This is a genomic window from Polynucleobacter sp. MWH-UH25E (assembly GCF_018687095.1).
Classification (GTDB): Bacteria; Pseudomonadota; Gammaproteobacteria; order Burkholderiales; family Burkholderiaceae; genus Polynucleobacter.
Window position 1 is genome coordinate 1,025,241 of the sequence record NZ_CP061286.1, and the last position, 25,525, is coordinate 1,050,765.

26 protein-coding genes are annotated in these 25,525 nt (G+C 45.3%); 17 read left to right on the plus strand and 9 right to left on the minus strand.

Translation table 11 applies throughout. The features are described from left to right. Positions 1–217 precede the first annotated feature (217 nt). The 7 genes from aceA (at position 218) to ICV39_RS05490 (ending at position 6,057) form a co-directional block, all read left to right on the plus strand. Entirely contained in the window at positions 218–1,516 is a 1,299-nt protein-coding gene (gene aceA / locus ICV39_RS05460) for an isocitrate lyase (RefSeq protein WP_173956193.1), read from the plus strand. Between the two features lie 103 nt (positions 1,517–1,619). Then, entirely contained in the window at positions 1,620–2,060 is a 441-nt protein-coding gene (locus ICV39_RS05465) for an HIT family protein (RefSeq protein WP_215389154.1), read from the plus strand. Between the two features lie 65 nt (positions 2,061–2,125). After that, on the plus strand, positions 2,126–2,797 hold the full coding sequence (locus ICV39_RS05470) for a 3-oxoacid CoA-transferase subunit A (protein WP_215389155.1): 672 nt from the start codon (positions 2,126–2,128) through the stop codon (positions 2,795–2,797). After that, positions 2,794–3,459: a 3-oxoacid CoA-transferase subunit B gene (locus ICV39_RS05475; protein WP_215389156.1), complete on the plus strand. Its 666-nt coding sequence runs from the start codon at positions 2,794–2,796 to the stop codon at positions 3,457–3,459. Before ICV39_RS05470 ends, ICV39_RS05475 begins: the two co-directional genes overlap by 4 nt. After that, the gene (locus ICV39_RS05480; protein ID WP_215389157.1) at positions 3,460–4,434 is read left to right on the plus strand and encodes a tripartite tricarboxylate transporter substrate binding protein; all 975 of its coding nucleotides are present in this window, start codon (positions 3,460–3,462) and stop codon (positions 4,432–4,434) included. A gap of 34 nt (positions 4,435–4,468) precedes the next feature. After that, positions 4,469–5,650, plus strand: coding sequence for a thiolase domain-containing protein (locus ICV39_RS05485; RefSeq protein ID WP_215389158.1), 1,182 nt, complete (start codon positions 4,469–4,471; stop codon positions 5,648–5,650). Then, positions 5,647–6,057, plus strand: a complete 411-nt coding sequence (locus ICV39_RS05490; protein WP_215389159.1) for a Zn-ribbon domain-containing OB-fold protein — start codon at positions 5,647–5,649, stop codon at positions 6,055–6,057. The genes ICV39_RS05485 and ICV39_RS05490 overlap by 4 nt, the downstream gene beginning before the upstream one ends. A 14-nt stretch (positions 6,058–6,071) precedes the next feature. Here ICV39_RS05490 and ICV39_RS05495 read toward each other — a convergent pair whose 3' ends face one another. From ICV39_RS05495 to ICV39_RS05515, 5 genes are read right to left on the minus strand one after another with little or no spacing between them, the layout of a single operon-like run. Further along, complete coding sequence (locus ICV39_RS05495) at positions 6,072–6,503, minus strand: DUF1841 family protein (protein ID WP_251372630.1); 432 nt, start codon at positions 6,501–6,503, stop codon at positions 6,072–6,074. Next, a complete protein-coding gene (gene nth / locus ICV39_RS05500; RefSeq protein WP_215390899.1) occupies positions 6,490–7,146 on the minus strand; it encodes an endonuclease III in 657 nt (218 codons plus the stop codon). Before nth ends, ICV39_RS05495 begins: the two co-directional genes overlap by 14 nt. Next, positions 7,146–7,838: an electron transport complex subunit RsxB gene (gene rsxB / locus ICV39_RS05505; RefSeq protein ID WP_215389161.1), complete on the minus strand. Its 693-nt coding sequence runs from the start codon at positions 7,836–7,838 to the stop codon at positions 7,146–7,148. Before rsxB ends, nth begins: the two co-directional genes overlap by 1 nt. 51 nt (positions 7,839–7,889) lie before the next feature. Beyond that, positions 7,890–9,158: a polyhydroxyalkanoate depolymerase gene (locus ICV39_RS05510; RefSeq protein WP_215389162.1), complete on the minus strand. Its 1,269-nt coding sequence runs from the start codon at positions 9,156–9,158 to the stop codon at positions 7,890–7,892. A 38-nt stretch (positions 9,159–9,196) separates the two neighbouring features. Continuing rightward, entirely contained in the window at positions 9,197–10,396 is a 1,200-nt protein-coding gene (locus ICV39_RS05515) for an amino acid aminotransferase (protein ID WP_215389163.1), read from the minus strand. A 159-nt stretch (positions 10,397–10,555) separates the two neighbouring features. Here ICV39_RS05515 and uvrB point away from each other — a divergent pair, with 159 nt between their 5' ends. The 10 genes from uvrB to ICV39_RS05565 all read left to right on the plus strand — a co-directional run bounded on the left by uvrB (position 10,556) and on the right by ICV39_RS05565 (position 20,568). After that, the gene (uvrB, locus tag ICV39_RS05520) at positions 10,556–12,712 is read left to right on the plus strand and encodes an excinuclease ABC subunit UvrB (protein ID WP_251372631.1); all 2,157 of its coding nucleotides are present in this window, start codon (positions 10,556–10,558) and stop codon (positions 12,710–12,712) included. A 145-nt stretch (positions 12,713–12,857) separates the two neighbouring features. Continuing rightward, complete coding sequence (locus ICV39_RS05525) at positions 12,858–13,427, plus strand: Fe-S cluster assembly transcription factor (protein WP_215389164.1); 570 nt, start codon at positions 12,858–12,860, stop codon at positions 13,425–13,427. Between the two features lie 28 nt (positions 13,428–13,455). Continuing rightward, on the plus strand, positions 13,456–14,715 hold the full coding sequence (locus tag ICV39_RS05530) for an IscS subfamily cysteine desulfurase (protein WP_371816522.1): 1,260 nt from the start codon (positions 13,456–13,458) through the stop codon (positions 14,713–14,715). 34 nt (positions 14,716–14,749) lie between these two features. After that, a complete protein-coding gene (iscU, locus tag ICV39_RS05535; RefSeq protein ID WP_173956180.1) occupies positions 14,750–15,136 on the plus strand; it encodes a Fe-S cluster assembly scaffold IscU in 387 nt (128 codons plus the stop codon). A gap of 40 nt (positions 15,137–15,176) precedes the next feature. Then, entirely contained in the window at positions 15,177–15,500 is a 324-nt protein-coding gene (iscA, locus tag ICV39_RS05540) for an iron-sulfur cluster assembly protein IscA (protein ID WP_068948041.1), read from the plus strand. Beyond that, a complete protein-coding gene (gene hscB / locus ICV39_RS05545) occupies positions 15,478–16,005 on the plus strand; it encodes a Fe-S protein assembly co-chaperone HscB (RefSeq protein WP_371816523.1) in 528 nt (175 codons plus the stop codon). The genes iscA and hscB overlap by 23 nt, the downstream gene beginning before the upstream one ends. Before the next feature lie 17 nt (positions 16,006–16,022). Further along, complete coding sequence (gene hscA / locus ICV39_RS05550; protein WP_215389166.1) at positions 16,023–17,888, plus strand: Fe-S protein assembly chaperone HscA; 1,866 nt, start codon at positions 16,023–16,025, stop codon at positions 17,886–17,888. 35 nt (positions 17,889–17,923) lie between these two features. Beyond that, positions 17,924–18,262, plus strand: a complete 339-nt coding sequence (gene fdx / locus ICV39_RS05555) for an ISC system 2Fe-2S type ferredoxin (protein WP_215389167.1) — start codon at positions 17,924–17,926, stop codon at positions 18,260–18,262. Positions 18,263–18,535: 273 nt separating this feature from the next. Then, positions 18,536–18,844: a DUF485 domain-containing protein gene (locus ICV39_RS05560; RefSeq protein ID WP_215389168.1), complete on the plus strand. Its 309-nt coding sequence runs from the start codon at positions 18,536–18,538 to the stop codon at positions 18,842–18,844. Continuing rightward, on the plus strand, positions 18,841–20,568 hold the full coding sequence (locus ICV39_RS05565; RefSeq protein ID WP_215389169.1) for a cation acetate symporter: 1,728 nt from the start codon (positions 18,841–18,843) through the stop codon (positions 20,566–20,568). Before ICV39_RS05560 ends, ICV39_RS05565 begins: the two co-directional genes overlap by 4 nt. A gap of 48 nt (positions 20,569–20,616) precedes the next feature. On the opposite strand, the gene ICV39_RS05570 is transcribed toward ICV39_RS05565, so the two are convergent. From ICV39_RS05570 to cysD, 4 genes are all read right to left on the minus strand, one after another. Next, positions 20,617–21,273, minus strand: coding sequence for a 3'-5' exonuclease (locus ICV39_RS05570; RefSeq protein WP_215389170.1), 657 nt, complete (start codon positions 21,271–21,273; stop codon positions 20,617–20,619). Continuing rightward, positions 21,270–23,099: a putative nucleotidyltransferase substrate binding domain-containing protein gene (locus tag ICV39_RS05575; RefSeq protein ID WP_215389171.1), complete on the minus strand. Its 1,830-nt coding sequence runs from the start codon at positions 23,097–23,099 to the stop codon at positions 21,270–21,272. Before ICV39_RS05575 ends, ICV39_RS05570 begins: the two co-directional genes overlap by 4 nt. Before the next feature lie 131 nt (positions 23,100–23,230). Then, positions 23,231–24,577, minus strand: a complete 1,347-nt coding sequence (locus ICV39_RS05580; protein WP_215389172.1) for a sulfate adenylyltransferase subunit 1 — start codon at positions 24,575–24,577, stop codon at positions 23,231–23,233. After that, the gene (gene cysD / locus ICV39_RS05585; protein ID WP_215389173.1) at positions 24,577–25,500 is read right to left on the minus strand and encodes a sulfate adenylyltransferase subunit CysD; all 924 of its coding nucleotides are present in this window, start codon (positions 25,498–25,500) and stop codon (positions 24,577–24,579) included. Before cysD ends, ICV39_RS05580 begins: the two co-directional genes overlap by 1 nt. Positions 25,501–25,525 lie beyond the last annotated feature (25 nt).

Sequence of the window (25,525 nt, forward strand, 5' to 3'; positions counted from 1 at the left end):
TACCCTTCTGATTTCGTAGGGCGGACATACATTCCGCATTGCGGAAATAATTTCATAAGTAACTGAAAATTAAAGGTTAAATATTTTTAAAAAAGATTGAAATTGATCTTGCCTGCTTTTGATATCTCTCTAAACTCTTATATAAGACATAAGACTTAAATCAGTTCTTAAGGTTCTTCGAATTTTTGAATTACTTGTTTAACTTAGGGAGAAAAACATGGCAGATCGCAAAGCTGAAATCGCAGCAATTCAGAAGGATTGGGATACCAATCCACGTTGGAAAGGCATCAAACGTGGCTATACGGCAGAGGATGTTGTACGTCTTCGCGGCTCATTAATGATTGAGCACACATTGGCAAAGCACGGCGCTGAAAAATTGTGGGATCTTGTGAATAACGAAGCATATGTAAATTGCTTAGGTGCATTGACTGGTGGTCAAGCAATGCAACAGGTTAAAGCTGGTATTCAAGCGATTTACTTATCTGGTTGGCAAGTAGCTGCTGACGGTAACTCATATGCAGCGATGTACCCAGATCAATCTTTGTATCCAGTTGATTCTGTTCCAAAGATGGTTGAGCGTATTAACAACTCGTTCCAACGTGCCGATGAAATTCAAACTGCTAAAGGTATTGGCCCTGGCGATGCAGGTTATATCGACTACTATGCGCCAATCGTTGCTGATGCGGAAGCCGGTTTCGGTGGTGTATTGAACGCTTTTGAATTGGCAAAAGCATTGATCAAACAAGGTGCTGCTGGCGTTCACTTTGAAGACCAACTCTCTTCTGTGAAGAAGTGCGGTCACTTGGGTGGCAAGGTATTGTTGCCAACAGGTGAGTCTGTACAGAAATTGATCGCAGCCCGTTTGGCTGCCGACGTAATGGGTGTTCCAACAATTATCTTGGCTCGTACCGATGCTGAAGCTGCTGATTTGTTGACATCTGATTACGATGAAAACGACAAGCCATTCTTAACTGGTGAGCGCACTGCAGAAGGTTTCTACAAGACTCGTAAAGGTTTAGATCAAGCGATTTCACGTGGATTGGCTTACGCTGAATATGCTGATATGGTTTGGTGTGAAACTGGTACGCCTGATTTGGATTTTGCGCGTCAATTCGCTGAAGCAATTCGTGCGAAGTTCCCAGGCAAGATGTTGGCATACAACTGCTCACCATCATTTAACTGGAAGAAGAACTTGGATGATGCAACGATTGCGAAATTCCAACGTGAGTTGGGTGCAATGGGTTACAAGTATCAGTTCATTACTCTCGCTGGTATTCACTCTATGTGGTACAACATGTACGACTTGGCGCAAGATTACTCCAAGCGTGGCATGACTGCTTATGTTGAGAAAGTACAAGAGCCAGAATTTGCTGCTCGTGATCGTGGATACACATTCGTATCACATCAGCAAGAAGTTGGCACAGGTTACTTTGATGATGTAACAACTGTTATTCAAGGTGGCAAGTCATCTGTTACAGCATTGACTGGTTCTACTGAAGAAGAGCAGTTCCACTAAGAATCCCTAAGTAGTCTGTAGTAGCAGTAACACCCTTACTGCCGCGGCATCTAAATTACCTCACAAAGGTGACTTAGATGCCGTTTTCGTATACATTCATTGCATGACCAATTGCACACTTTGTAAGGATGAGCTCAAGCCCGAAGAGGGTGAGTTAGTTTGGCGTGGTGACGACTGCCGAGTGATTATGGTGAATGATCCAGATTTACCGGGGTTTTGTCGGGTCATCTGGAATCGCCATGTTCCGGAGATGTCTGATCTCACTTATGGTGAGCGTGAGCACATCATGTCTCTAGTGTTTGCTGTTGAAGAGGTTATTCGTGAGGTAATGGAGCCGCATAAGGTCAATCTCGCAACCTTGGGCAATATGGTTCCTCATATTCACTGGCATGTGATTCCCCGTTACCAGGATGACGCGTATTTCCCGGGTTCACCGTGGTCTGCCAAGGTGAGAGAGGGTTCAAAAACGGCGCTTGAGTCTAGAAGAGCGCTCGCCAAGAGGCTGCCCGCCATTATTCGGGATGCGATTTCGCAAATGTATTAAATTAATAGAAAATCAGCGCAAAGCTGAAAAGCAGCACCCATAATAAAAATAGATGGAGACAAGTAGTGATAAACAAAATCATTCCTGGCGTGGCGCAGGCCGTCCAGGATATATCTGATGGCTCAACCATTTTAGTTTCCGGTTTTGGTGGGGCGGGTCTACCAATTTATTTATTAGACGCACTTGCGGAGCAGGGCGCCAAGAATCTCACCATCATCAGCAACAATGCCGGAAATTCAGGAATCGGTATTGCCAAGTTAATTGGCAATGGTCAGGTTAAAAAAGTAGTTTGCTCATTTCCTCGCCAGCCAGAATCTGGTGCTTTCGATGACCTGTATCGCGATGGAAAAATTGAGCTTGAGTTAGTTCCGCAAGGTACTCTAGCCGAGCGGATACGTGCTGGTGGTGCTGGAATTGGTGGCTTCTATACGCCTACCGGTTTTGGCACAGAGTTGGCTAAAGGAAAAGATACGCGTGTTATCGATGGCATTGATCATATTTTTGAAACAGCGATTAAGGCGGACTATGCGCTCATTAAGGCCGACAGGGGGGATCGTTGGGGTAATTTAACTTATCACCGCACAGGTCGTAACTTCGGTCCCATTATGGCAACTGCTGCGCGTTGCACCATTGCGCAAGTGAATGAAGTCGTGGAACTAGGTCAGCTTGATCCTGAAGTAATCGTCACCCCTGGAATTTTTGTGAAACGTATTGTGCTGGTAGGAGGCAAATCATGATTGATCTCTCCAAAGTCAAAAAACGCACAACAGCGGATATTGCCAAGCGGATCGTTCAAGATATTCCTGACGGTGCACATGTTAACTTGGGTATTGGTCAACCGATGACCATTTCTAATTACCTGCCTTCGGATAAAGAGATTCTCTTGCACTCCGAGAATGGGTTGCTTGGCATGGGGCCACTTGCAAAAGATCATGAGATTGATGAGGAGTTAGTGAATGCTGGCAAGCAGCCGGTAACCATGTTGCCGGGCGCATCACTTTGTCATCATGCAGATTCTTTTGTGATGATTCGTGGAGGTCATATTGATATTTGTGTCTTAGGCGCCTTTCAGGTTTCAATAAAGGGCGATATCGCAAATTGGCGTACCGGCGATCCAAAAGCTATCCCAGCAGTTGGTGGCGCAATGGATTTGGCTTTGGGTGCCAAGAAGTTATTTGTCATGATGGAGCATCTCACTAAATCCGGTGAGTCCAAATTGGCTAAAGAGTGCACATATCCTTTGACTGCTTTGGCTGCTGTTGACTGTATTTATACCGATTTGGCAACAATCGCTGTTACGCCTCAAGGTCTCGTTGCAGTAGATTGGGTCGATGGTCTTAGTTTTGAAGAGTTGCAATCTTTGAGTGGCGTACCAATGATTCAGGGTTCGGCACAATAAATGAAGGTGCGTCTCAAATCAATAATCATTCTTACTACTTGGCTAGTTTCTGGAATCGTTTGTGCTCAGAGCAAAATGGATTACCCAAGTAAGCCAATTCACTTGATTGTGGGATTTTCTCCTGGAGGTTCCGCAGATACAGTTGGGCGAGCATTGGCGGAGGGGCTTTCAGTCAGACTAGGCCAGCCTGTTGTGGTTGAAAATAAAGCAGGCGCAAACGGCAATATCGCCGCTGAGTATGTTGCACGTTCAGCACCGGATGGTTATGTTTTATATTTCCCTTCAATTGGCCATGCTGTAAATGCTTCGCTCTATAAAAATCTTCCTTATGATCCTGTAAAAGATTTCACAGCAATAGGTGGTGTGTTTTCAGCGCCTAATATCTTGATCGTCCCCGCAAACTCCCCTTATAAATCCGTTAGTGAATTAATTGCGGCAGGGAAAGCCAATCCAGGTAAGCTCACTTTTGCTTCTAGCGGTAGCGGTACATCTGTTCATCTATCAGCAGTGTTGTTTGAAAAGATGGCTAAGATCGACATGATTCATGTGCCGTATAAAGGTACCGGTAGTGCTATGCCTGATGTCATTTCAGGGCAGGTCGATATGAGTTTTCCAAACCTGCCAAGTGGGTTACCGCATGTAAAGTCAGGCAGCTTAAGAGCACTTGGTGTTACCACTGCAAAACGATCGGCGGCAGCGCCAAACATTCCGACGATAGCTGAATCTGGGCTTCCCGGTTATGACATGGCTACTTGGTATGGTTTGGTGGCGCCAGCAAATTTACCAGTAGAGATTCGTAATCGAATTAATAAAGAGCTGCAGGGTATTCTGGCCGATCCAAAATTTAAAGATAAGTTAATTGCGCAGGGAGCTGACCCAATGCCGGGAACGCCTGAGCAGTTCTCGGCTTTCATTAAGGCTGAAATTGAGAAGTGGCGTAAATTAATTGCACAGTCTCAAATTACGATTGATTAATTCATCAAAAGATGTAGAAAGGCGTTAAACATTCATGTCATTTGCTGCTAATAAGTACGATGCCTGTATAGCGGGCATTTATGAGCATCCGCTAAGGGTCGCACCAAATCATACGGTGGCTCAGTTGCATGCTGAAGTTGCTCGAGGTGCCTTGCAAGATGCAGGGCTCACTTTAGATGATGTAGATGGATATTTTTGTGCTGGTGATGCACCGGGAATGGGTCCGGTGTCTATGGCTGACTACCTAGGTTTAAAGAAATTAACTTATCTTGACTCTACTGATACCGGCGGATCATCCTACTTAACGCACGTTAATCACGCTGCTCGTGCTATCGCCGCTGGTCAATGCAAGGTGGCGCTCATTACTTTGGCAGGTCGCCCAAAGTCTGAAGGATCGAGTGGTACACAAGTGCGTAGTCAATGGGCCAGCGCTCCCGACTTTGCTTTTGAGAAACCCTATTCACCGGCACCATTAAATACCTATGCGATGTGCGCGATGCGTCACATGTATGAGTTTGGGACTACGAGTGAGCAACTGGCCTGGATTAAGGTTGCGGCATCCCATCATGCGCAACATAATCCGAATGCTGCTTTGAAGGATGTATTAACTGTGGAAGATGTGCTGAATTCACCGATGATTGCGGATCCACTACATCGTGCTGATTGCTGTGTAGTCACTGATAGCGGTGGCGCGTTGGTGGTGGTTCATCCTGACATTGCTAAGACTTTAAAAAAGCCTGTGGTTACCATGATGGGTGCCGGTGAAACAACCAAGGGTCAAATGGGTGGCAAGGTCGATCTAACCTACTCGGGTCTTGCTTGGGCAGCGCCTTTGGCATTTAAGGAGGCAAAGTTGACGCCAGAGCAAATTCGTTATGCCTCAATCTATGACAGCTTCACTATTACCGTATTGATTCAGCTGGAGGATCTCGGATTTTGTAAAAAGGGTGAAGGCGGTAAGTTTGTCGAGGGTGGCCAACTCATTTCTGGAAAAGGAAAATTGGCATTTAATACTGATGGTGGCGGCCTATGTAACAATCATCCGGCAAACCGCGGTGGTATGACTAAAGTAATTGAGGCTGTTAGGCAGTTACGTGGAGAGGCGCATCCAGCTGTGCAAGTTCCCAATCTGGAGTTTGCACTTGCATCTGGCATTGGAGGTGCGTTAGGCACACGTCATGGTGCCTCTGTATTAATTATGGGGAGATTGCAATGAGCCAGGCAAATCAAAAGCAACCAGAACATCGCCTGCCAAGTCCTGTTGCTAATCCTGAGAACAAAGCATTCCTCGAGGCTGCGCAGAAGGATGAGTTACTTATCAAGTATTGCAATTCTTGCAAAGAGTCGCATTACTATCCGCGCACTATTTGTCCGCACTGTGGCAGTGACGACACTACTTGGGTAAAGTCGCCAGGGTTAGGTGAAATCTATTCCTATACCGTAATGAGGCGCGGTGTAGAGGTTCCTTTTGCAATGGCCTATGTCAAATTGCAAGAAGGGATTTCTATGTTGACCCACCTGACCAATTGCGATTTTGATTCAATTCAAGTTGGGCAAAAGGTCAGGGTAGTGTTCCAGGAAACGCAAGATGGTCAAAAAACCCATCTTTTTGAACCCATTTAATTCTTGGTATAGCGTTAACAAAGTTTCCTGAGGGCCTCGAGATAATTCTCGGGGTTAAGGGGCTTGCCCTCTCTCTGTGATTCCCACATCACTTGCCCCAAGCATTCCATCATGAGATGCTGGGCTTCATGTTCCGAACCCAGTTTCTTACTCAGTTTTTCAGCAATCTCTTTGATGCCAGGTGGTTGGTTGATAGAAATTTGTTCGCTAATCGATAGATGCATGGATAGATGCAAGAAGGGATTGGTTTCTCCGCGCTCTGGCGTGTAGTCTTGAGATAAGGCTCCCTCTGGGTCTGCTAATAGGGCGTGATATTCCGGATGCTGCGCTATCCAGTCACTAGCCAGTGTCTCCATTGAATCCAAAATATGCCCATCACTTTTTTTCTTCCAGGTATCACAGAAAAAACGCCTAACTTCTTCACGAGTGGGATTAAATAGCGCCACGAACTTTTCCTTTTGCTGTTTTTTGCTTGAATCCACATAGTGGCTCAACAATACATTGTGCACACTCAGGATTTCGCGCTTTGCAAGTATATCTACCATGCAAGATGAGCCAATGATGCGCATCTAGAAGATACTCTTTTGGAACTCGTTTAAGTAATTGCTTCTCTACTTCCAGAACGTCTTTACCGGGTGCCAAGCCAGTGCGATTGGATACGCGAAAGATGTGTGTATCGACTGCGATAGTCGGTTGACCAAAGGCGGTATTGAGAATGACGTTGGCTGTTTTTCGACCAACGCCTGGTAAGGCCTCAAGATCTTCTCTGTTTTGCGGTACTTCGCCACCATGCTTTTCAATCAGTAGACGGCAGGTCTCCTGGATATGCCTACCTTTGGAATTAAAAAGGCCGATATGTTGAATATAAGGACGTACACCTTCTTCGCCAAGATCTAGCAGTGCTTGAGGGGTATTGGCAATCTTAAAAAGTTTGCGAGTACCCTTGTTTACTGATACATCGGTAGCCTGAGCTGATAGGAGCACTGCAATGAGTAGCTCAAAAGGCGAGTTATATTCCAACTCGGTAGTAGGTTTTGGATTGTTTACTTTGAGTTGCTCAAAAAAGGCACGACGCTTTTCTGGGTTCATCATGATTTTTGCTGGGCCCTCGCAATTGCTGCGGCAATAATTGCGCGCTTGCGCTCTTTCTCTTTTTCTTCTTCTGCTGAGGAGGGTTGCTCTGCATTTACGGCGGCTAATTTAACAGCTGCCTTCTTTGCCAAGCGCTCATCATTATCTTTTTGCTCGCGATCCAATCGCTGTTCGCGATCATGGTAGCGCTGTCGTGTAAGCCGGGCTAAATCATCGCTCCAGGCATCCCAACCAGTCTTATCGCCGGTGACATTAATCATGGAGATGCAATCAACAGGACATGGCGGAATGCAAAGATCGCAACCAGTGCACCAGTCTGAGAGCACCACATGCATTTGCTTGGATGCTCCCACGATTGCATCTACGGGACATGCTTGAATACAAAGAGTGCAGCCGATGCATTTCTGCGGATCAATAAAAGCGACTGCTCGTGTGCGCTCAATACCGCATTCGGGATTGATGCTTGGATGCAAATCAAATGCATCTTGTGGATAAATTGGCGCCAATACTTGGCTCAGCCTTTTGATGCCCTCAACCCCACCTGGTGGACACTGGTTAGGAAGCGCTTCACCTTTGGCTAAGGCTTCGGCATATCCCCTGCAATCTGGGTAGCCACATTTAGTGCATTGAGTTTGAGGAAGAAGATCCTCTAGGCGATCGGCAAGCTCTTTCACCTCGTTGATCTTCATGAATTGCTAGTTCCCAATTTAAATGAGAGACGCTAAGGTCTCTCAATTGTATTAATTAGCGCCTGATTTGCGTTTTCCCGGCTGATGCTCTCGAATAAAAGATTTAATTTTTGGATAAACCTTTTCACGCCAGCGACGACCTGCAAAGATGCCGTAGTGACCAGCGCCTGCGACTTCATAATGCGCTTTCGCTTCTTTAGGAATACCAGCGCATAAACCATGGGCTGATCGTGTTTGACCGCTTCCAGAAATATCGTCAAGCTCACCCTCTACTGTGAGTAAGGCAGTCTTTTTAATGTCTTCTGGTTTTACAAGCTTACCTGCAACTTCCCAAGTGCCGTTTGGCAATGCGTAGTCCTGGAATACGGTTTTAATCGTATCGAGGTAGAACTTCGCATCTAAATCCAGAACAGCGTTGTATTCATCATAGAAACGAATGTGCGCTTCAGCATCCTCTTCATCACCACGCACGAGATTAGTGAAGTAATCCCAATGTGATTGCAAATGGTTTTGAGGATTCATGGCGATAAAGCCGGTGTGTTGCAAGAAGCCTGGGTATACGCGACGACCAGCGCCTGGGTAGGTTGGTGGAACCTTATAGATCACGTGACTTTCAAACCAGTCGTGTGATTTTTGCTCTGCCAAGTTGTTTACAGCAGTTGGTGACTTACGAGCATCAATAGGACCGCCCATCATGATCATTGAGGCAGGAGTTTTTTCACCAGCAGAAGCCATTAATGAAATGGCGCCTAATGTAGGTACGGTAGGTTGGCAAACAGAAATGACATGCAAATCTTCTGCGCCGATGTAGCGAATAAATTCTTGAACATAGTGAACGTAGTCATCTAAGCCAAATTCACCTTCGCTTACGGGAACATTGCGAGCATCAACCCAGTCAGTAATGTAAACCTTGTGATCTTGTAACAAGGTACGCACGGTATCGCGTAGCAAAGTGGCATGATGACCAGAGAGTGGTGCTACGATCAAAACAGATGGGTCGTCCTTTAACTTCTTGATCGTTTCTACATCATCGGAGAAGCGCTTGAAACGGATCAAGTTACAGAATGGTTTTGCAACCTTGACCATTTCATGGATGGCAACTTCATGACCATGTGCAATAACAGAGCGAATGCCGAATTCTGGCTTTTTGTAGTTCTTGCCTAAACGATAGAGTAGTTCATAGCTAGCAGCTAGACGCTCAGAGCCTGGAACTTTTGATGCAGGATTGGCTGCATTAATCAATGCCTCAGAAGCAGCGCGTGCCCATGAACTCATTGGTTGAAGTAAGGCTTTTTGGAACTCGTGTAACTGATAAAGCATGCTACCTCCTCTAAATCTCGATTACCGCTTTAGGCTTATTAGGCCAGCACGCGGGCAATTGCTTTGGCTACCTTATCAATATTTTTGGTATTGAGAGCAGCAACACAAATACGTCCAGTTGAAAGGGCATAAATGCCATCTTCTTTTTGCAAACGTTCTACTTGTTCAGCGGTTAAGCCAGAATAAGAGAACATGCCGCGCTGTTTTTCAATAAACGCGAAATCTTGTTTAACACCTGCAGCGGCTAATTTTTGAACCAAACCTTGTCGCATTGCTTTAATGCGATCACGCATCTCCGCTAACTCATCTTCCCAAAGTTGACGAAGTTCAGGTGAATTCAAAACAGCCGCAGCAATCGCTGCACCATGGGTCGGTGGGTTCGAGTAGTTTGTACGAATGACGCGCTTCAATTGCGAGAGAACACGTGTGGACTCGTCTTTGCTTTGCGTAACAATGGATAAAGCTCCAACGCGCTCACCATACAGTGAGAAGGATTTGGAGAAGGAGCTAGATACAAAGAAGGACATGCCAGATTCAGCAAAGAGGCGTACGGCGATACCGTCCTTATCAATACCATCGGCAAAGCCTTGATAAGCCATATCTAAGAAAGGAATCAAGCCTTTGTTTTTGCAGATGTCGATGACTTGACGCCATTGCGCTTCGGTAATGTCTGCACCTGTTGGATTGTGGCAGCAAGCGTGCAACAGCACAGTAGTATTTTTTGGGAAAGACTCAAGAGACTTCACCATGCCGTCAAAATCAACACCACGCGTTTTGCCGTCAAAATAGGTGTACTCAAGTACTTCAAAACCAGCGGATTCAAAAATGCCGCGATGGTTTTCCCAGGTAGGATTGCTGATTGCGCAAGGTGCGTTCAAGTTCAGTCGTTTAATAAAGTCGGCGCCAACACGTAATGCGCCAGTTCCGCCTAAACATTCCGCGGTAACTACTCGGCCATCTTTAATTAATGCTGAATCAGCGCCAAACAATAGGTTTTGCACCGCAGTGTTGTATGGGTTTGGACCTTCGATCGGGATATAGCTACGTGGAGAATGCTTTGCCACAATTGCCTCTTCAGCCTTAATAACTGCCTTCAAAAGAGGTACTTTGCCTTCGTCGGTGTAATACACACCAACACCAAGGTTTACTTTGTCAGCCCGTTGATCGGCAACATAAGCTTCTGTGAGGCCAAAAATAGGGTCTTTTGGGGCTAATTGAACTGAGGCAAACAGGGTCATTTGGTATCGAAAATGGTGGTTTAAGGGTAGTTTTGTTATTAATTGACGTTAAATTAGGCTAAATTGGCTGTTTTTGTGATCAGAGCTAACTATTTCTTAATAAAAACGGCAAAATCATTGTTTGTACAAAATTCGCTGTGAAGAAAACTCACAGGTGAAATGATAGCCGAGATGCCCTCAAAGTTAAGTAAAACTGAAGCAAAAAACGAGCCAAAAGTGGCTCAGAAAAAAGCTGGCTCGGATTCCCTTGAAAATCCCGGGCATGAGCTCGATCCGGCCAAATTTGTCAGCTTTCCTGACTCTCCTTATCAGCTATACCAGCCCTTCCCGCCAGCCGGTGATCAACCAGCGGCTATTGATGCCCTAGTTGAAGGGGTTCAGGACGGTTTGACCTATCAGACCTTATTGGGGGTCACTGGGTCTGGAAAGACCTTCACAATGGCAAATGTGATCGCCAGAACAGGGCGCCCAGCCATTGTTTTTGCTCCTAATAAGACCCTTGCGGCCCAGCTTTATAGTGAATTTAGGGAGTTTTTTCCTAAAAACGCCGTTGAGTACTTTGTAAGCTACTACGACTATTACCAGCCAGAAGCCTACGTTCCTCAGCGTGACCTCTTTATTGAGAAAGACTCTTCCATCAATGAACACATTGAGCAGATGCGCTTATCGGCGACTAAAAGTTTGTTGGAGCGTCGCGATGTAGTGATTGTGGCGACAGTTTCCGCGATCTACGGTATTGGTAACCCTGGCGACTATCACAGTATGGTGATGACTTTGCGACCTGGTGACAAAATGAGTCAGCGCGATATTTTGACCAGACTGATTGCTATGCAGTATGAGCGCAACGAAATGGATTTCAAGCGCGGTGTATTTCGAGTGCGTGGCGACACCATTGATATCTTCCCGGCTGAACATAACGAGCTAGCATTGCGAGTTGAATTATTTGATGCTGAAGTGGAAAGCTTGCAGTTTTTTGATCCATTGACTGGAAAGATTCGCCAAAAAATTCCGCGCTTTACGGTTTACCCAAGTTCGCATTATGTGACTCCTCGAGAAACGGTATTGAAGGCCATTGAAACGATCAAAGAGGAATTACGAATTCGCTTGGATGAGTTTGTTAAGGATGGGAAATTAGTTGAGGCGCAGCGTCTAGAGCAGCGCACGCGTTTTGATTTAGAAATGTTGAATGAGCTTGGGTTTTGTAAGGGGATTGAGAACTACTCTCGCCACCTTTCGGGAGCGGCGCCAGGCGAGGCCCCACCTACCTTGGTGGACTACTTGCCGAATGACGCTTTGATGTTTTTAGATGAGAGTCACGTGCTTATTGGGCAGCTGAATGCCATGTATAACGGCGATAAGTCACGCAAACATACTTTGGTTGAGTTTGGTTTTCGCTTGCCATCTGCAATGGATAATCGCCCACTCAAATTTACTGAATTTGAAACCAAGATGCGTCAAACAATTTTCGTATCAGCAACTCCTGCAGAGTACGAAAGTCAACATCAAGGCCAAGTCGTTGAGCAAGTTGCTAGACCCACTGGTCTGGTTGACCCAGAAATTGAAGTATTGCCAGCAAGTACTCAGGTTGATGATTTGCTCAGTCAAATTCATGAACGCGTCAAAGTTGGTGAGCGGGTTTTAGTAACGGTACTCACAAAACGTATGGCAGAGCAATTGACTGACTTTCTCTCTGACAATGGTGTGAAAGTGCGTTATGTGCATTCTGATATTGATACCGTTGAGCGCGTTGAAATTTTGCGCGACCTGCGTTTGGGTGTGTTTGATGTCTTGGTCGGCATTAACTTGCTAAGAGAGGGCTTGGATATTCCCGAGGTATCTTTGGTGGCCATCTTGGACGCAGATAAAGAAGGATTCTTACGATCCGAGCGCTCCCTTATTCAAACGATTGGTCGTGCTGCACGAAATGTTCGTGGCAAAGCAATCTTGTATGCCGATAAGGTGACTGATTCCATGCGTAGGGCGATGGGCGAGACAGAGCGTCGTCGCAGCAAACAAATTGCCTTCAATAAGACTCATGGCATCGAGCCTAAAGGGGTCCAAAAGCGCATTAAGGACATTATTGATGGCGTTTATGACGTCAAAGAGAAACGTCAAGAAATGGCTGTTGAGCAAGAGCGGGCTCACTATGAAGATATGAGTGAGAAAGAATTGTCCAATGAAATCAAGCGCTTAGAAAAGCAGATGATTGCTGAAGCCAAAAATCTCGAGTTTGAGAAGGCAGCCAGCACGCGGGATAGGCTCTCCAAGATCAAGGAGATGGCGTTTGGCGCGCGCTCTAGGGACCTTCCGAACTAATTTCCCTTTTGCCTCATGAGTAATGGGGTTTTTTGAGATAATTCCCGAGCAGTTTGCTAGGGATTATGGTAAAGTTGAGCGGAATAGTCAGGTATTACCCACCAGTCTATTAGCTGTCCATAACAATCCATTACCAAGGTGACATATGAGACTTACAACTAAAGGTCGTTTTGCAGTAACCGCAATGATTGATTTAGCCCTGCGTGAGACGCATGGTCCTGTGACGTTAGCAGGAATTAGTCAGAGACAAAAAATTTCGCTTTCTTACCTCGAGCAGCTATTTGGCAAGCTACGCCGCTTCAATATTGTTGAAAGTACGCGTGGTCCCGGAGGTGGATACACATTGGCTCGTCCTTCGAATGAAATTAGTGTTGCCGACATTATTGTCGCGGTTGATGAACCTTTGGATGCTACCCAGTGTGGCGGTAAAGGCAATTGCCATACCGATGAAGAAAATCATGGCCGTTGCATGACGCATGACCTCTGGAGCAATCTCAATTTAAAGATGGTTGAGTACCTTAGCTCTGTGACCTTGCGTGATTTAGTACAGCAGCAAGAAGGACGCGGTATTGTGATTCAAGACATGCGTCCTAAGAAAGTCAAAATTGAAGGCGCAAAGGCTGAAAAACCAGCTCCAGTGCTAGCGGTAAAAAAAGAAGTTGCCCCAAAGGCGCCACTCGTGAATTCAGTATTTAATTTGGCGCGGCAAAGTTAATTAGTAATACCTTATTTAGAAATACAACATGAACGCACCACAAGACCTTCCACAACAACCGGTTCCGATGTTTAGTCCTAAACACTTTCCGGTGTACATGGATTACTCGGCTACAACACCAATAGATCCACGCGTTGTTGACAAGATGTTGCCTTACTTGCGCGAGCAATTTGGTAATGCTGCCTCTCGAAGCCATGCATACGGATGGGCTGCGGAGGAAGCGGTTGAGTGGGCGCGTTCTGAGATTGCGCAATTGGTTCATGCAGACCCAAGAGAGATCGTCTTTACCAGTGGTGCTACTGAAAGTATTAACTTGGCCTTGAAAGGCGCTGCTCACTTTTACAAGGATCGCGGTAATCACATCATTACCGTTAAGACGGAACACAAAGCAACTTTAGATACCTGTCGCGAATTAGAGCGCGAAGGTTTTGAAGTAACTTATTTAGACGTATTGCCAAATGGCTTGATTGACTTTGCGCAACTAGAGGCTGCAATGAAGCCGGGAACCATTTTGACTTCTGTGATGTACGTCAACAATGAAATTGGCGTAGTGCAAGATATTCCTCGCATTGGCGACTTATGCCGTTCTCGTGGTGTGATCTTCCACGTAGACGCAGCCCAAGCGACTGGCAAAGTTGAGATTGATCTTGAGAAGATCAAAGTAGATTTGATGAGTTTTTCTGCGCATAAGACTTACGGTCCAAAAGGCATTGGCGCTCTGTTTGTGCGTCGTAAGCCACGAATCCGTATTGAGGCGCAAATCCACGGTGGTGGACATGAGCGCGGTATGCGTTCTGGCACTTTGGCGGTTCATCAAATTGTGGGTATGGGTGAGGCATTCCGTATTGCACGTATCGAAATGGCTGAAGAGAACAAGCGTATTCGTGCCTTGCGCGATCGTTTATTGGCTGGTTTGAAAGATATCGAAGAGGTATATGTCAACGGCGACATGGAAAGCCGTGTCCCGCACAACCTCAATATCAGCTTCAACTATGTTGAAGGCGAGTCCATGATGATGGCTCTCAAGGATTTGGCAATCTCATCAGGTTCTGCTTGTACTTCAGCATCATTAGAGCCTTCTTATGTATTGCGCGCTTTGGGTCGCAATGATGAGTTGGCTCATAGCTCAATTCGTTTTACCTTGGGTCGCTTTACTACTCAAGAAGAAGTGGACTTCACAATTAAGTTGGTTAAGGAAAAGATTGCGAAGTTACGCGAGTTATCCCCATTATGGGAAATGTATAAAGATGGAATTGATCTCAGCACTATTCAATGGGCTGCGCATTAAAGAAACAAATTAGAGAAATTAAAGAGGAAATACCATGGCATATAGCGATAAAGTCATTGACCACTATGAAAATCCCCGCAATGTTGGCTCTTTTGAAAAGGGCGATAACAGCGTAGGAACCGGTATGGTTGGCGCCCCCGCTTGCGGCGATGTTATGAAATTGCAAATTCGTGTAAACGATCAAGGCGTTATTGAGGACGCCAAGTTCAAAACCTATGGTTGCGGTTCTGCGATTGCCTCTTCTTCTTTGGTTACGGAGTGGGTCAAGGGCAAGACTTTGGATCAAGCTCTTGAAATTAAAAATTCTTTAATTGCTGAAGAGTTGGCCTTGCCACCTGTGAAGATTCACTGCTCTATCTTGGCGGAAGACGCGATTAAAGCAGCGGTTGCTGATTACAAAGAAAAGCACCCTGCAAAATAAGTCGAGCAAGAAATACTAGAGATTTAATTCGAGATTCATTATGGCAATTACCTTAACTGAAAAAGCTGCAAAGCACGTTAATCGCAACCTTGAGAAGCGCGGCAAAGGTTGTGGCTTACGTTTGGGCGTTCGCACTACTGGCTGCTCTGGTTTGGCTTATCAGTTGGAGTATGTCGATGAGCCTGCCGCTGAAGATCAAGTGTTTGAGTCCAACGGCGTGAAGGTATTTGTAGACCCAAAAAGTTTGGCTTACTTAGATGGAACTGAATTGGATTTTGTGCGTGAGGGTTTGAACGAGGGATTTAAGTTTCAGAATCCGAACGTTAAAGATGAGTGTGGTTGTGGCGAATCTTTCCGCGTCTGACGATTACTTTCGATTCTTTGGTCTAAATCAGCAATTCAACATCGACTTGCCTGCACTCGATCAGGCATATTTAGCGATTCAGAAAGAAGTCCACCCAGATCGCCACGCACGTGGCACTGAGGCAGAGCAACGAGTTGCTATGCAAATGGCAACACTAGCTAATACGGCATACCAAACTCTCAAGAACCCAATTCAGCGTGGACTTTATTTATGTCAGTTGCATGGTGTGGATGCCAAACTAGAAACAAATACTGCGATGCCAGCTGCTTTTTTGATGAAGCAAATGGAGTGGCGTGAGACTCTCGATGAGCAAGCAGAAGAGTTGCCGGAGCTTGAGGCCTTGATGACTGAGGTAGAGCAATCCAAATCAGATACCTTGGTAGAAATTGCACAAGCGATTGATAGCGCCAAAAACTATCAGCGTGCCGCTGAGCTTCTTCGAGGTTTATTGTTTGTCGACAAATTTGCTATTGAGTTAGATGATGCAATTGCTTCACTCATCTAGCGATACACTGAAACCTTATGGCCTTATTACAAATCTCTGAACCCGGTAAATCTCTGGCACCGCATCAGCGCCGTATAGCTGTGGGTATTGATTTGGGGACAACAAACTCTTTGGTGGCGATTGTTCGCGATGCGTTACCAAAAGTATTGCCAGATGAGCAAGGTCGTGAATTGCTCCCCTCGGTAGTGCGTTACTTGCCCAATGGTCGTACTCAGGCGGGTTTTGAGGCGCTAGAGAGCGCTGTAAGCGATCCAAAAAATACCATTATTTCAGTAAAGCGCTTCATGGGTCGTGGCCTCAATGATGTAGAGAATAGTGAAAGTGCGCCATACGATTTTGTAGATCAGCCTGGCATGCTGAAGTTAAGAACGGTTGCTGGAGATAAGAGTCCCATTGAAGTTTCTGCAGAAATTTTGGCGCGTTTGCGTCAGTTGGCAGAAGATTCTGTTTCAGAAGATATTGTTGGTGCAGTAATTACTGTGCCGGCTTATTTTGATGATGCGCAACGTCAGGCAACTAAAGATGCTGCTAAGTTGGCGGGTATTGAAGTGCTGCGTTTATTAAATGAGCCGACTGCCGCAGCGATTGCCTACGGATTAGATAACGCTTCCGAAGGTGTTTATGCCGTCTACGATCTTGGCGGCGGAACTTTTGATATCTCTATTCTACGAATGAGCAGGGGCGTCTTTGAGGTGCTTTCTACTGGCGGCGATTCTGCATTGGGTGGTGATGACTTTGATCATCGTTTGTATTGTTGGGTTCTAGAGCAGGCAAAGCTTCCGCCTTTATCTGTGCACGACCATCGCACATTGCTACAGGCCTGCAAGCATGCAAAAGAATTACTAAGTCACAACCCTTTAGCCCGCGTGCATGAGACGCTATCTGATGGAACCGTCGTAAATGTTGGTGTTAGCCAAGCCCAGTTTTTTGAGATTACTCAAAACTTGGTGACTAAAACCTTAATGGCATGTAAAAAAGCATTGCGTGATGCGGGCCTTAAGGCTGAAGATGTCAAAGGCGTTGTAATGGTAGGTGGTTCTACGCGTATGCCTAATGTGCAGCGCGCAGTTGGTGAACTATTTGGCACCCAACCATTAAATAATTTGAACCCTGATCAAGTGGTTGCTTTAGGCGCTGCAATGCAAGCCGATTTGTTGGCTGGCAATCAAAGCAAAGATGACGAATGGTTGTTGTTGGATGTGATTCCCTTGTCTTTAGGTTTAGAGACTATGGGCGGCTTGGTGGAGAAAATTATTCCCCGCAATACTCCGATCCCTGTTGCTAGGGCGCAGGACTTTACAACTTTTAAAGATGGTCAGATAGCTCTCGCCATACAAGTGGTTCAGGGTGAGCGTGAGTTAGCTCAAGACTGCCGCTCTCTTGGTCGCTTTGAGTTAAGAGGCATTCCGCCAATGGCAGCTGGTGCCGCGCGCATACGCGTGACCTTTCAGGTGGATGCTGATGGCTTATTGTCAGTCAGTGCCACAGAGCAAGGTTCGGGTGTGAAGGCTTCTATAGATATTAAGCCTTCATATGGTTTAACGGATGCTGAGATCACTCGAATGTTGCAGGATGGTTTTGCTTCTGCCAAGGAGGATTTACTTGCAAGATCGCTGAGGGAAGAACAGGTCAGCGCACAACGCTTGATTGATGCCGTACAGGCTGCTTTAGCAAGTGATCGAGATCTTCTGAGTCAGGATGAGCAGTCCGCTATTGATCTCGAAATTAAATTACTGCAAAAGATTTTGAATGAAGAAACAGATAGCTCAGTTGTTCGCAAGGCTGTTGATCATGCGGCAAAAGCTACCGATGATTTTGCGCAAAAGCGTATGAATGCAAGCATTCAAAAAGCTTTAGCTGGCAAAAATGTTACCGAGATTTAAGTTAAATAACAGTAAATAAAAATTAAGAAGCCATCATGACTCAAATCGTTGTTCTTCCTCATAGTGAATATTGTCCCGAGGGTGCAGTTGTTGAAGCATTGCCTGGCACGTCTATTTGCGAGGCTCTACTAGAAAACGACATTCCGATTGAGCACGCTTGCGATATGGTCTGTGCTTGCACAACTTGTCATGTGATTGTGAAAGAGGGGTATCAAAGCCTAAATCCGCCTGATGAGAATGAGGAAGATATGCTTGATCGCGCCTGGGGGTTGAATTCTCAATCACGCTTATCTTGCCAGGCGATTGTGGCCAAAGAGGATTTGGTGATTGAAATACCCAAATACTCAATCAATCACGCCAAAGAGAATCATTAAACGCACTAAATTAGTGCGTAGTGCTTTATAACTATGCATTTGGTTTGAATCCTCGATAAACGTATAGCTAATATGGAGTTGTTGTTCTGTACCTCCATAAATCTCTTTAAGCCATCGGAAACGATGGCTTTTCTTTTTAGGGATTACCTTCATAGGATCAACCCTAGTCGTATGGAGATAGACCCTTAGATACAGGCTTTATGCGTAAATCCCTCATTAGAATCGTGGTTTCTTTTAGTTGTTCCACGGGTAGTTTTTTTGAAGGAGAGATGCATGTCTGATGCTGTCGTAACACGCATAGAGGCTAATCCAAAATACCAAGAGCTAAAGCGTAAGCGCAGTTCTTTTGGTTGGGCCCTCTGTATCTTGATGTTTATCGTCTATTACGGATACATCGCTTTAATTGCTTTTGATAAGCCATTTTTGGCGCAACCAATCGGCGATGGCGTTATTACCTTGGGCATTCCAATTGGTATGGGCGTAATCATTTTTACTATTTTGATTACTGGCATCTATGTTCGTAGAGCAAACAATGAATACGACACATTAACTGCAGAGATTTTGAAGGATGCAAACAAATGACACGTATTCAAAAAATTCTTAGCGCATTGGCGCTATTCGCTTTGCCAATTTTGGCAATTGCTGCTGGTGCCGATATGGGCCAAGTTGAAAAGCAAGAGACCAACTGGGTAGCGATTGGAATGTTTGCTGCATTCGTGGCTGGCACTTTGTACATTACCAAGTGGGCTGCTACAAAAACGAAATCTGCAGCTGATTTCTATACAGGTGGCGGTGGTATCACTGGCTTCCAAAATGGTTTGGCAATTGCAGGTGACTACATGTCTGCAGCTTCCTTCTTGGGTATTTCAGCAGCAGTGATGGCTAATGGCTATGACGGCTTGATCTACTCCATTGGATTCTTGGTGGGTTGGCCTGTGATTACCTTCTTGATGGCTGAACGTCTGCGTAATCTTGGTAAGTTCACATTTGCTGACGTAGCAGGCTATCGCTTCCAGCAAACCCCAATCAGAGCATTTGCTGCTTCTGGCACATTGGTTGTTGTGGCTTTTTACTTGATCGCCCAAATGGTTGGTGCTGGTCAATTAATTAAGTTGCTCTTCGGTCTTGAGTACTGGATGGCGGTTGTGATTGTTGGTTGCTTGATGATGATCTACGTGTTGTTTGGTGGTATGACTGCGACAACTTGGGTTCAAATCATTAAAGCGTGCTTATTGTTAGCCGGCGTAACATTCATGGCATTCATGGTGTTAGCTCAATATGGATTTAGTCCAGAGGCATTATTTGCTAAAGCTGTTGAAGTAAAAACAGCAATTGCAGGTAATGCAGGTAAAACCCCAGAAGAGGCAGCAAAAGCAGGCTTGAGCATCATGGGCCCAGGCGGCTTCATTAAGGATCCGATTTCTGCGATTTCATTTGGTATGGCCCTGATGTTTGGTACTGCTGGTTTGCCACACATCTTGATGCGCTTCTTTACCGTACCTGATGCAAAAGAGGCTCGTAAATCTGTATTGTGGGCAACTACATGGATTGGCTACTTCTACATCCTCATCTTCATCATCGGATTTGGTGCGATCACTTTAGTATTGACCAATCCTGATATGGCTGATGTTGCTAAAGGTATTATCAAAGGCGGTGCTGGTACTGCAAATATGGCAGCTGTATTGGTTGCTAAAACTGTAGGCGGCAACGTGTTCTACGGCTTTATCTCTGCTGTAGCCTTTGCAACCATCTTGGCTGTGGTGGCTGGCTTGACATTGTCTGGTGCATCCGCAGTTTCACATGACCTTTATGCGACAGTGATCAAAAAAGGTAATGCTGATAGCGCCGCTGAGTTGAAAGTGTCTCGTTTGACAACTTTGACTTTGGGTGTAATCGCCGTGGTATTAGGAATCGCCTTTGAAAAGCAAAATATCGCTTTCATGGTGTCCTTAGCCTTTGCCATTGCAGCATCTGCAAACTTCCCAGTATTGTTTATGTCAGTACTTTGGAAGAATTGCACAACCAAGGGTGCGGTTATTGGCGGGTTCTTGGGCTTGGTATCTTCTGTTGCTTTGACGGTGGTATCGCCTTCCGTTTGGGAAGCAGTTTTAGGTAACCCTAAAGGTTCAGCTTTGTTCCCATACTCATCACCAGCCTTGTTCTCAATCACGATTGGTTTCGTGGGTGTTTGGTTGTTCTCTGTATTAGATAACAGCGAGAACGCTAAGAAAGAGCGCGCTTCATTTGCTGCACAGCAAGTCCGTTCTGAGACCGGTCTTGGTGCTTCAGGAGCTTCTGGTCACTAAACCAAAGCGAAGTTACAAGAATAAAAAACCAGGAGCAATCCTGGTTTTTTATTTCCCGAGCAGTTCTCGTAATTTAATGAATGCCATACCCGTCATGACGGCATCATTCATTGCATCATGGGCATCGCGCGTCGGTAGACCTAAGTCTTTCATTAGAGTATCAAAACGTAAATCAATCATTTGACCGCGCTGATTTGGTGGCAATTTCGAGTTTTTGTACTCATAGTACATTTCTGAAACTTCAATCTTTTCTTGAGGGAGGCCTTGTCCTAGCATTGGCCAAATCACTTTATGCAGCATACCCAAGTCGAACTCTAGGTAATAACCAACAATGGGTCGACTGCCAATAAATTGCATCAGTTTGGCGGCTGCAACCTCAGGATCTAAGCCATTCGCAACATCAAGCTCGCGAAGCCGATGGATCTTAACGCTCTCTGCGGAGACTTCTTTGCTTGGTTTGACTAAGATCTCAAGACGTTCGCTAGTCATGATCTTATTGCCAACAATCTTGACCGCTCCGATTGAGATAACTTGATCTTTAGCGATATTTAAGCCGGTTGTTTCGCAGTCAATAGCTACCCATTCATTAGCAGGTGGCTTATCAAACATAAACTTATAGCGTTCATCGCCAAGATGAAAGATGAGCCATTCACGCCAAACGGAGCGATAGAGTTTTTGTATGAATCCAGGCAGTAACTGGCTCATGCAAACTCAAGGTGAAAGTGTTGACGCAAATACTGTTTAAAACGTTTCACTACACTCAAGCTATCCTTTAGAAGATCTCGCTCAAGGGTTGATAGTCGGCTAAGATCAATTTCACCAGAAACGGCTTTGCCGGTTTCTAGTTCGGCTATGCCGCTTTTTAGTCGCAACTCCATTAAGAGATGCAAAGATTCAACAACCTCGTTTCCAAGATCTTGGGGGATCTTATGGATTTGAATGAGTTCACGCACTCGTTCCGCTGTGGAGTTTGCGCGTATGTGATTCTCTAGGGCTAGCGAGCGAATTCCATGGGTTATGGCGAAGATACCCGCTTTTTTGAGATTGATGCGGTTATCCGAATGATCACCACCAAGGGTAAGCAAGCGATTCCACCAACCCACTTCTGAATTAAAACTCTCGATGGCGGCAGCAAAGCGCGCCATTAAGAATTGATTATCAGTGGCCAAATTAAAGAGATTCTGTTTGACGTTTTCAAGTAGTAATGAGTTGCCGCTAATTGCATGAGAATCTAAAAAGATAGCCAAATTCATTAGGCTATCTGGCGTGGGTTGAAGCAGCCAATGCTTTGCGGTCTCGGTAAAGTCCTTTTCCGACATGCGCCAAGCTGGATTATTGACCATAATCTTCCCTGGACATTCTGGGTAACCAAATTGAATCAATGCTGCGGAAAATTGATCACAGGCACTGACTACCTCAGGGGTGATTTGATAATCATTAGCAACGATGAGGCCATTATCTTGATCGGTCTTCAGAATCTGCTCGCCCCGTCCTTCGCTACCCATGACAAAGAGACAGCTATTCTTTTGAAGATCTGAACTTGCTATTAACGACCATGCCTTCTCAAAGAGTTTGGCATTTAGCTCTTGAACCAAACGGCCAATCATGGCAACTTTTGTGCCATTGCGATGCAATAGCGTGATGAGGTTGGTGATTTGATTAGCGGCTTCCTTCAAATCCTCTAGCGTCTTAGCGCTAAGAATGCCTTGTACTACAAGAGATGAGCTATTGGCTATAAAGCTTAATAGATCCACCTGCTCTAAAGTGCCAATTGGCTGTCCCTCGTTCATCACAATGACGCGATGAACCGAGTGACGGATCATGATGGCTAAAGCCTCATATAAATGGTCCTTGGCTTCAACGGTAATCAGTTTGTAGTTACTTAAAGGCCCTACGGGTGTTGAATCAAGAGGATATTTGGCAAGTATGGCACGTTGAAGGCTTGTTGTTGTGAAGATTCCTAGCTCTTTATTGTCAACAACATTGCTGCGAACCAAAACATTGTTAGTCCTTTTGTCGTTGAAAATTCTGACAACATCAAATAAGTTGGTATCAAATTCGACAATATGAATTTCCCTCAGAAACGCCTCGCTGACTTGCGCAAGACTAAGGGAGTTGATTTCATACTGACTACGTCTTTCGGCTAAAGCATTGAGCTTTTTAGAAAGATCTGCAAATAGTAAGGCGCCAAATGTTGCATTGGTAGAGATGAGCTCGGTTACTGTTGACTTGGCTAGTTGATAGCTAACCACTTCTTCGGAAGCTATGAATTGACTCGATACCTTTCCAGCAATCAGCCCTCGTCCATCAAAGCAGTCATCAGGGTCATAGGTCGCAACTTCCTCGCCATTCTCAAGTTGTTGAACATATCCTTTAATGGGAATAAACAAATGCGTTGGTGTTGAGCCTACGTCTAGTATAGTTTCGCCTTCCTTGAAATAGGCGATATCGACACTATTTCTGACTAGGTCTTGCTCTTGGGTATTGAGGCAGTCAAACGGAGAGGCTTGGAAATTAAAGGCATTAGGCATTCCTTATTCTATTTCCTTAGCCGAAATCTGGGAAGAAGGGGGCTTCCCTTAGGTATTCAATTTTTGATTTAAAGCAAAAAGCCTCGTAATTAGAAAATCACGAGGCTTTTAAATGCTTAACACGCAAAACCTTATTGCTCTACTGCCTCGCGAATCATTCCGGCAGCAACTGTGTGGTTGGTCGCTTCGTCAATCAAAATGAAGGAACCTGTTCGTTGGGACTGATCAAATAAGTCTGCGACGATGGGTTTTTGCAAAATAAAATCGACTCTACCAATTTCATTCGTGGAGAGTGCATGTACATCGCTTGCATGCGATAAGGTTTGAACATCCAAGACTTGTTGAATATTTTTAACCTTTGCGCCAATGGTATTAGTAGTGTGACGCAATGCGTACTTCCGACTCAATGAGAGTGGTTCGCCATCTAACCAGCATAAGTCAGCAGAAAGCTGCTTGCTGAGCACAGGCGGTTTAGAATCTTCCGCGCTAATAAATAGAGAGCCACGCGATACATCAATATCTTCAGCCAATTGAATCGCTACGGCTTCGCCAGTTTGAGCTGAGTCAACAGCATTATTACCCTTGCTATCAGAGCCATTCCCGAGATAAATCTCAGCAACCGTAGCCTCCGAACCACCTGGCAACACCTTAATCTTTTGGCCTTTGCGAATACTGCCTGATTCAATCTCACCCAGGTAGCCACGGAAATCATCTGAAGCGCTTCCATCTTGGCGTGCCACATATTGCACTGGGAAACGTAGGGCTAATTTTTCGGATTTAGGGCTGGTATCAAGGCCTTCGAGTAATTCCAATAGAGTAGGACCTTTGTACCAAGGAGTATGTTGACTTTTAGTAACAACATTGGCTCCCAGTAAGGCTGAGATAGGAATTAATGTTGGGGTTGGCAAACCAATTTTGATAGCGAGATCTTCGATGGCAGATTTAATGGTGTTGTAAACCTTCTCATCGAATTCAAACAAATCCATTTTGTTGATCGCAAATACCACGTGACGCAAACCCAATAAATGCACTATTGCGGCATGACGTTTGGTTTGGGCTAATAGTGTTGCTGGCGAGGTATTTAGATCAACGCGAGTAGCATCCACTAATATGACTGCTACATCAGACTGCGATGCGCCTGTAACAAGATTACGAGTGTATTGTTCGTGACCCGGAGCGTCAGCCACAATAAATTTACGCTTAGGTGTCGAAAAATAGCGATACGCCACATCAATCGTAATACCTTGCTCACGCTCAGCTTCTAGGCCATCAGTCAAAAGTGCCAAATCAACACCAGCATCAGAGGAGGTAACGCGCGCATGTTTCGTCTTGGAAAGGGATTCAAGCTGGTCAACCAGAATAGATTTGGTGTCATAAAGTAAACGACCAATTAAGGTGCTCTTACCGTCATCAACGCTACCGGCGGTAATAAAGCGCACTACGTTTTGATGCGCATTTAGATGTTGAGTTGTTGTCATCAGAAGTAACCTTCTTTCTTACGGCGCTCCATGGAGGCCTCATTGGTTTGGTCGTCCATGCGGGTTGCGCCACGTTCAGTAATTTCGGTGATGGCGGTTTCGGCAATGATATCGAGCGGGTTTGCAGCAGTACTGAGTACTGGGCAGGTACAACTGATGTCGCCAACAGTACGGAAGCGCACACTTAAAATTTCACTAACGTCACCAGGTGCTTTTGGAGTGACATCGGTCACCGGTACCAGGAGATTGTTTTTCTTCACCACTTCACGTTGATGGGTGTAATAGATGCTAGGCAAAGCAAGGTTTTCGCGGGCAATGTATTGCCAGACATCGAGCTCGGTCCAGTTGGAAATCGGAAATACGCGCATATTCTCGCCTTTAGCGATACGGGCGTTATAGAGATTCCAGAGTTCAGGACGTTGCGCCTTGGGATCCCATTGGCCAAATTCGTCGCGGAAAGAGAAGATGCGCTCTTTAGCTCTGGCTTTCTCTTCATCGCGACGTGCGCCACCCATCAGGGCATCAAATTCATACTCGGCGATTGTCTCAAGCAAGGTTACCGCTTGAGCGGCATTACGGGAATCTGTCTCTTTACGTAAACGAACAGTACCCTTTTTAATAGAGTCTTCTACGTGACCAACAATGAGTTTGACACCAGTGTTTTTAACAACATCGTCACGATATTGAATTACTTCAGGATAGTTATGCCCTGTATCAATGTGTAAAATCGGAAAGGGTAACTTGACAGGACGATCGCCAAATTGGAATGCCTTACGTGCTAAGTGAAACATCACGATCGAATCTTTTCCGCCTGAAAATAGCATGGCGGGGTTGGAGCACTGTGCTACCACCTCACGAATGATGTAGATAGACTCAGCTTCGAGCCAATCTAAGTGATCATCAAGTAATTTTTTTTCTGACATTCTGTAAATCGCTTCTTGTTTCTAC

Excerpts from the sequence above, each read along its gene's own strand:
- ICV39_RS05475 (WP_215389156.1), top strand. The coding sequence starts at position 2,794 with ATGATTGATCTCTCCAAAGTCAAAAAACGCACAACAGCGGATATTGCC.
- ICV39_RS05580 (WP_215389172.1), bottom strand. The coding sequence starts at position 24,577 with ATGACAACAACTCAACATCTAAATGCGCATCAAAACGTAGTGCGCTTT.
- ICV39_RS05525 (WP_215389164.1), top strand. The coding sequence starts at position 12,858 with ATGAGACTTACAACTAAAGGTCGTTTTGCAGTAACCGCAATGATTGAT.
- ICV39_RS05515 (WP_215389163.1), bottom strand. The coding sequence starts at position 10,396 with ATGACCCTGTTTGCCTCAGTTCAATTAGCCCCAAAAGACCCTATTTTT.
- ICV39_RS05530 (WP_371816522.1), top strand. The coding sequence starts at position 13,456 with ATGAACGCACCACAAGACCTTCCACAACAACCGGTTCCGATGTTTAGT.
- cysD (WP_215389173.1), bottom strand. The coding sequence starts at position 25,500 with ATGTCAGAAAAAAAATTACTTGATGATCACTTAGATTGGCTCGAAGCT.
- ICV39_RS05565 (WP_215389169.1), top strand. The coding sequence starts at position 18,841 with ATGACACGTATTCAAAAAATTCTTAGCGCATTGGCGCTATTCGCTTTG.
- fdx (WP_215389167.1), top strand. The coding sequence starts at position 17,924 with ATGACTCAAATCGTTGTTCTTCCTCATAGTGAATATTGTCCCGAGGGT.
- ICV39_RS05560 (WP_215389168.1), top strand. The coding sequence starts at position 18,536 with ATGTCTGATGCTGTCGTAACACGCATAGAGGCTAATCCAAAATACCAA.
- ICV39_RS05465 (WP_215389154.1), top strand. The coding sequence starts at position 1,620 with ATGACCAATTGCACACTTTGTAAGGATGAGCTCAAGCCCGAAGAGGGT.
- ICV39_RS05485 (WP_215389158.1), top strand. The coding sequence starts at position 4,469 with ATGTCATTTGCTGCTAATAAGTACGATGCCTGTATAGCGGGCATTTAT.
- hscA (WP_215389166.1), top strand. The coding sequence starts at position 16,023 with ATGGCCTTATTACAAATCTCTGAACCCGGTAAATCTCTGGCACCGCAT.
- nth (WP_215390899.1), bottom strand. The coding sequence starts at position 7,146 with ATGAACCCAGAAAAGCGTCGTGCCTTTTTTGAGCAACTCAAAGTAAAC.
- ICV39_RS05490 (WP_215389159.1), top strand. The coding sequence starts at position 5,647 with ATGAGCCAGGCAAATCAAAAGCAACCAGAACATCGCCTGCCAAGTCCT.
- ICV39_RS05510 (WP_215389162.1), bottom strand. The coding sequence starts at position 9,158 with ATGCTTTATCAGTTACACGAGTTCCAAAAAGCCTTACTTCAACCAATG.
- uvrB (WP_251372631.1), top strand. The coding sequence starts at position 10,556 with ATGATAGCCGAGATGCCCTCAAAGTTAAGTAAAACTGAAGCAAAAAAC.
- aceA (WP_173956193.1), top strand. The coding sequence starts at position 218 with ATGGCAGATCGCAAAGCTGAAATCGCAGCAATTCAGAAGGATTGGGAT.
- ICV39_RS05570 (WP_215389170.1), bottom strand. The coding sequence starts at position 21,273 with ATGAGCCAGTTACTGCCTGGATTCATACAAAAACTCTATCGCTCCGTT.
- iscA (WP_068948041.1), top strand. The coding sequence starts at position 15,177 with ATGGCAATTACCTTAACTGAAAAAGCTGCAAAGCACGTTAATCGCAAC.
- iscU (WP_173956180.1), top strand. The coding sequence starts at position 14,750 with ATGGCATATAGCGATAAAGTCATTGACCACTATGAAAATCCCCGCAAT.
- ICV39_RS05480 (WP_215389157.1), top strand. The coding sequence starts at position 3,460 with ATGAAGGTGCGTCTCAAATCAATAATCATTCTTACTACTTGGCTAGTT.
- ICV39_RS05575 (WP_215389171.1), bottom strand. The coding sequence starts at position 23,099 with ATGCCTAATGCCTTTAATTTCCAAGCCTCTCCGTTTGACTGCCTCAAT.
- rsxB (WP_215389161.1), bottom strand. The coding sequence starts at position 7,838 with ATGAAGATCAACGAGGTGAAAGAGCTTGCCGATCGCCTAGAGGATCTT.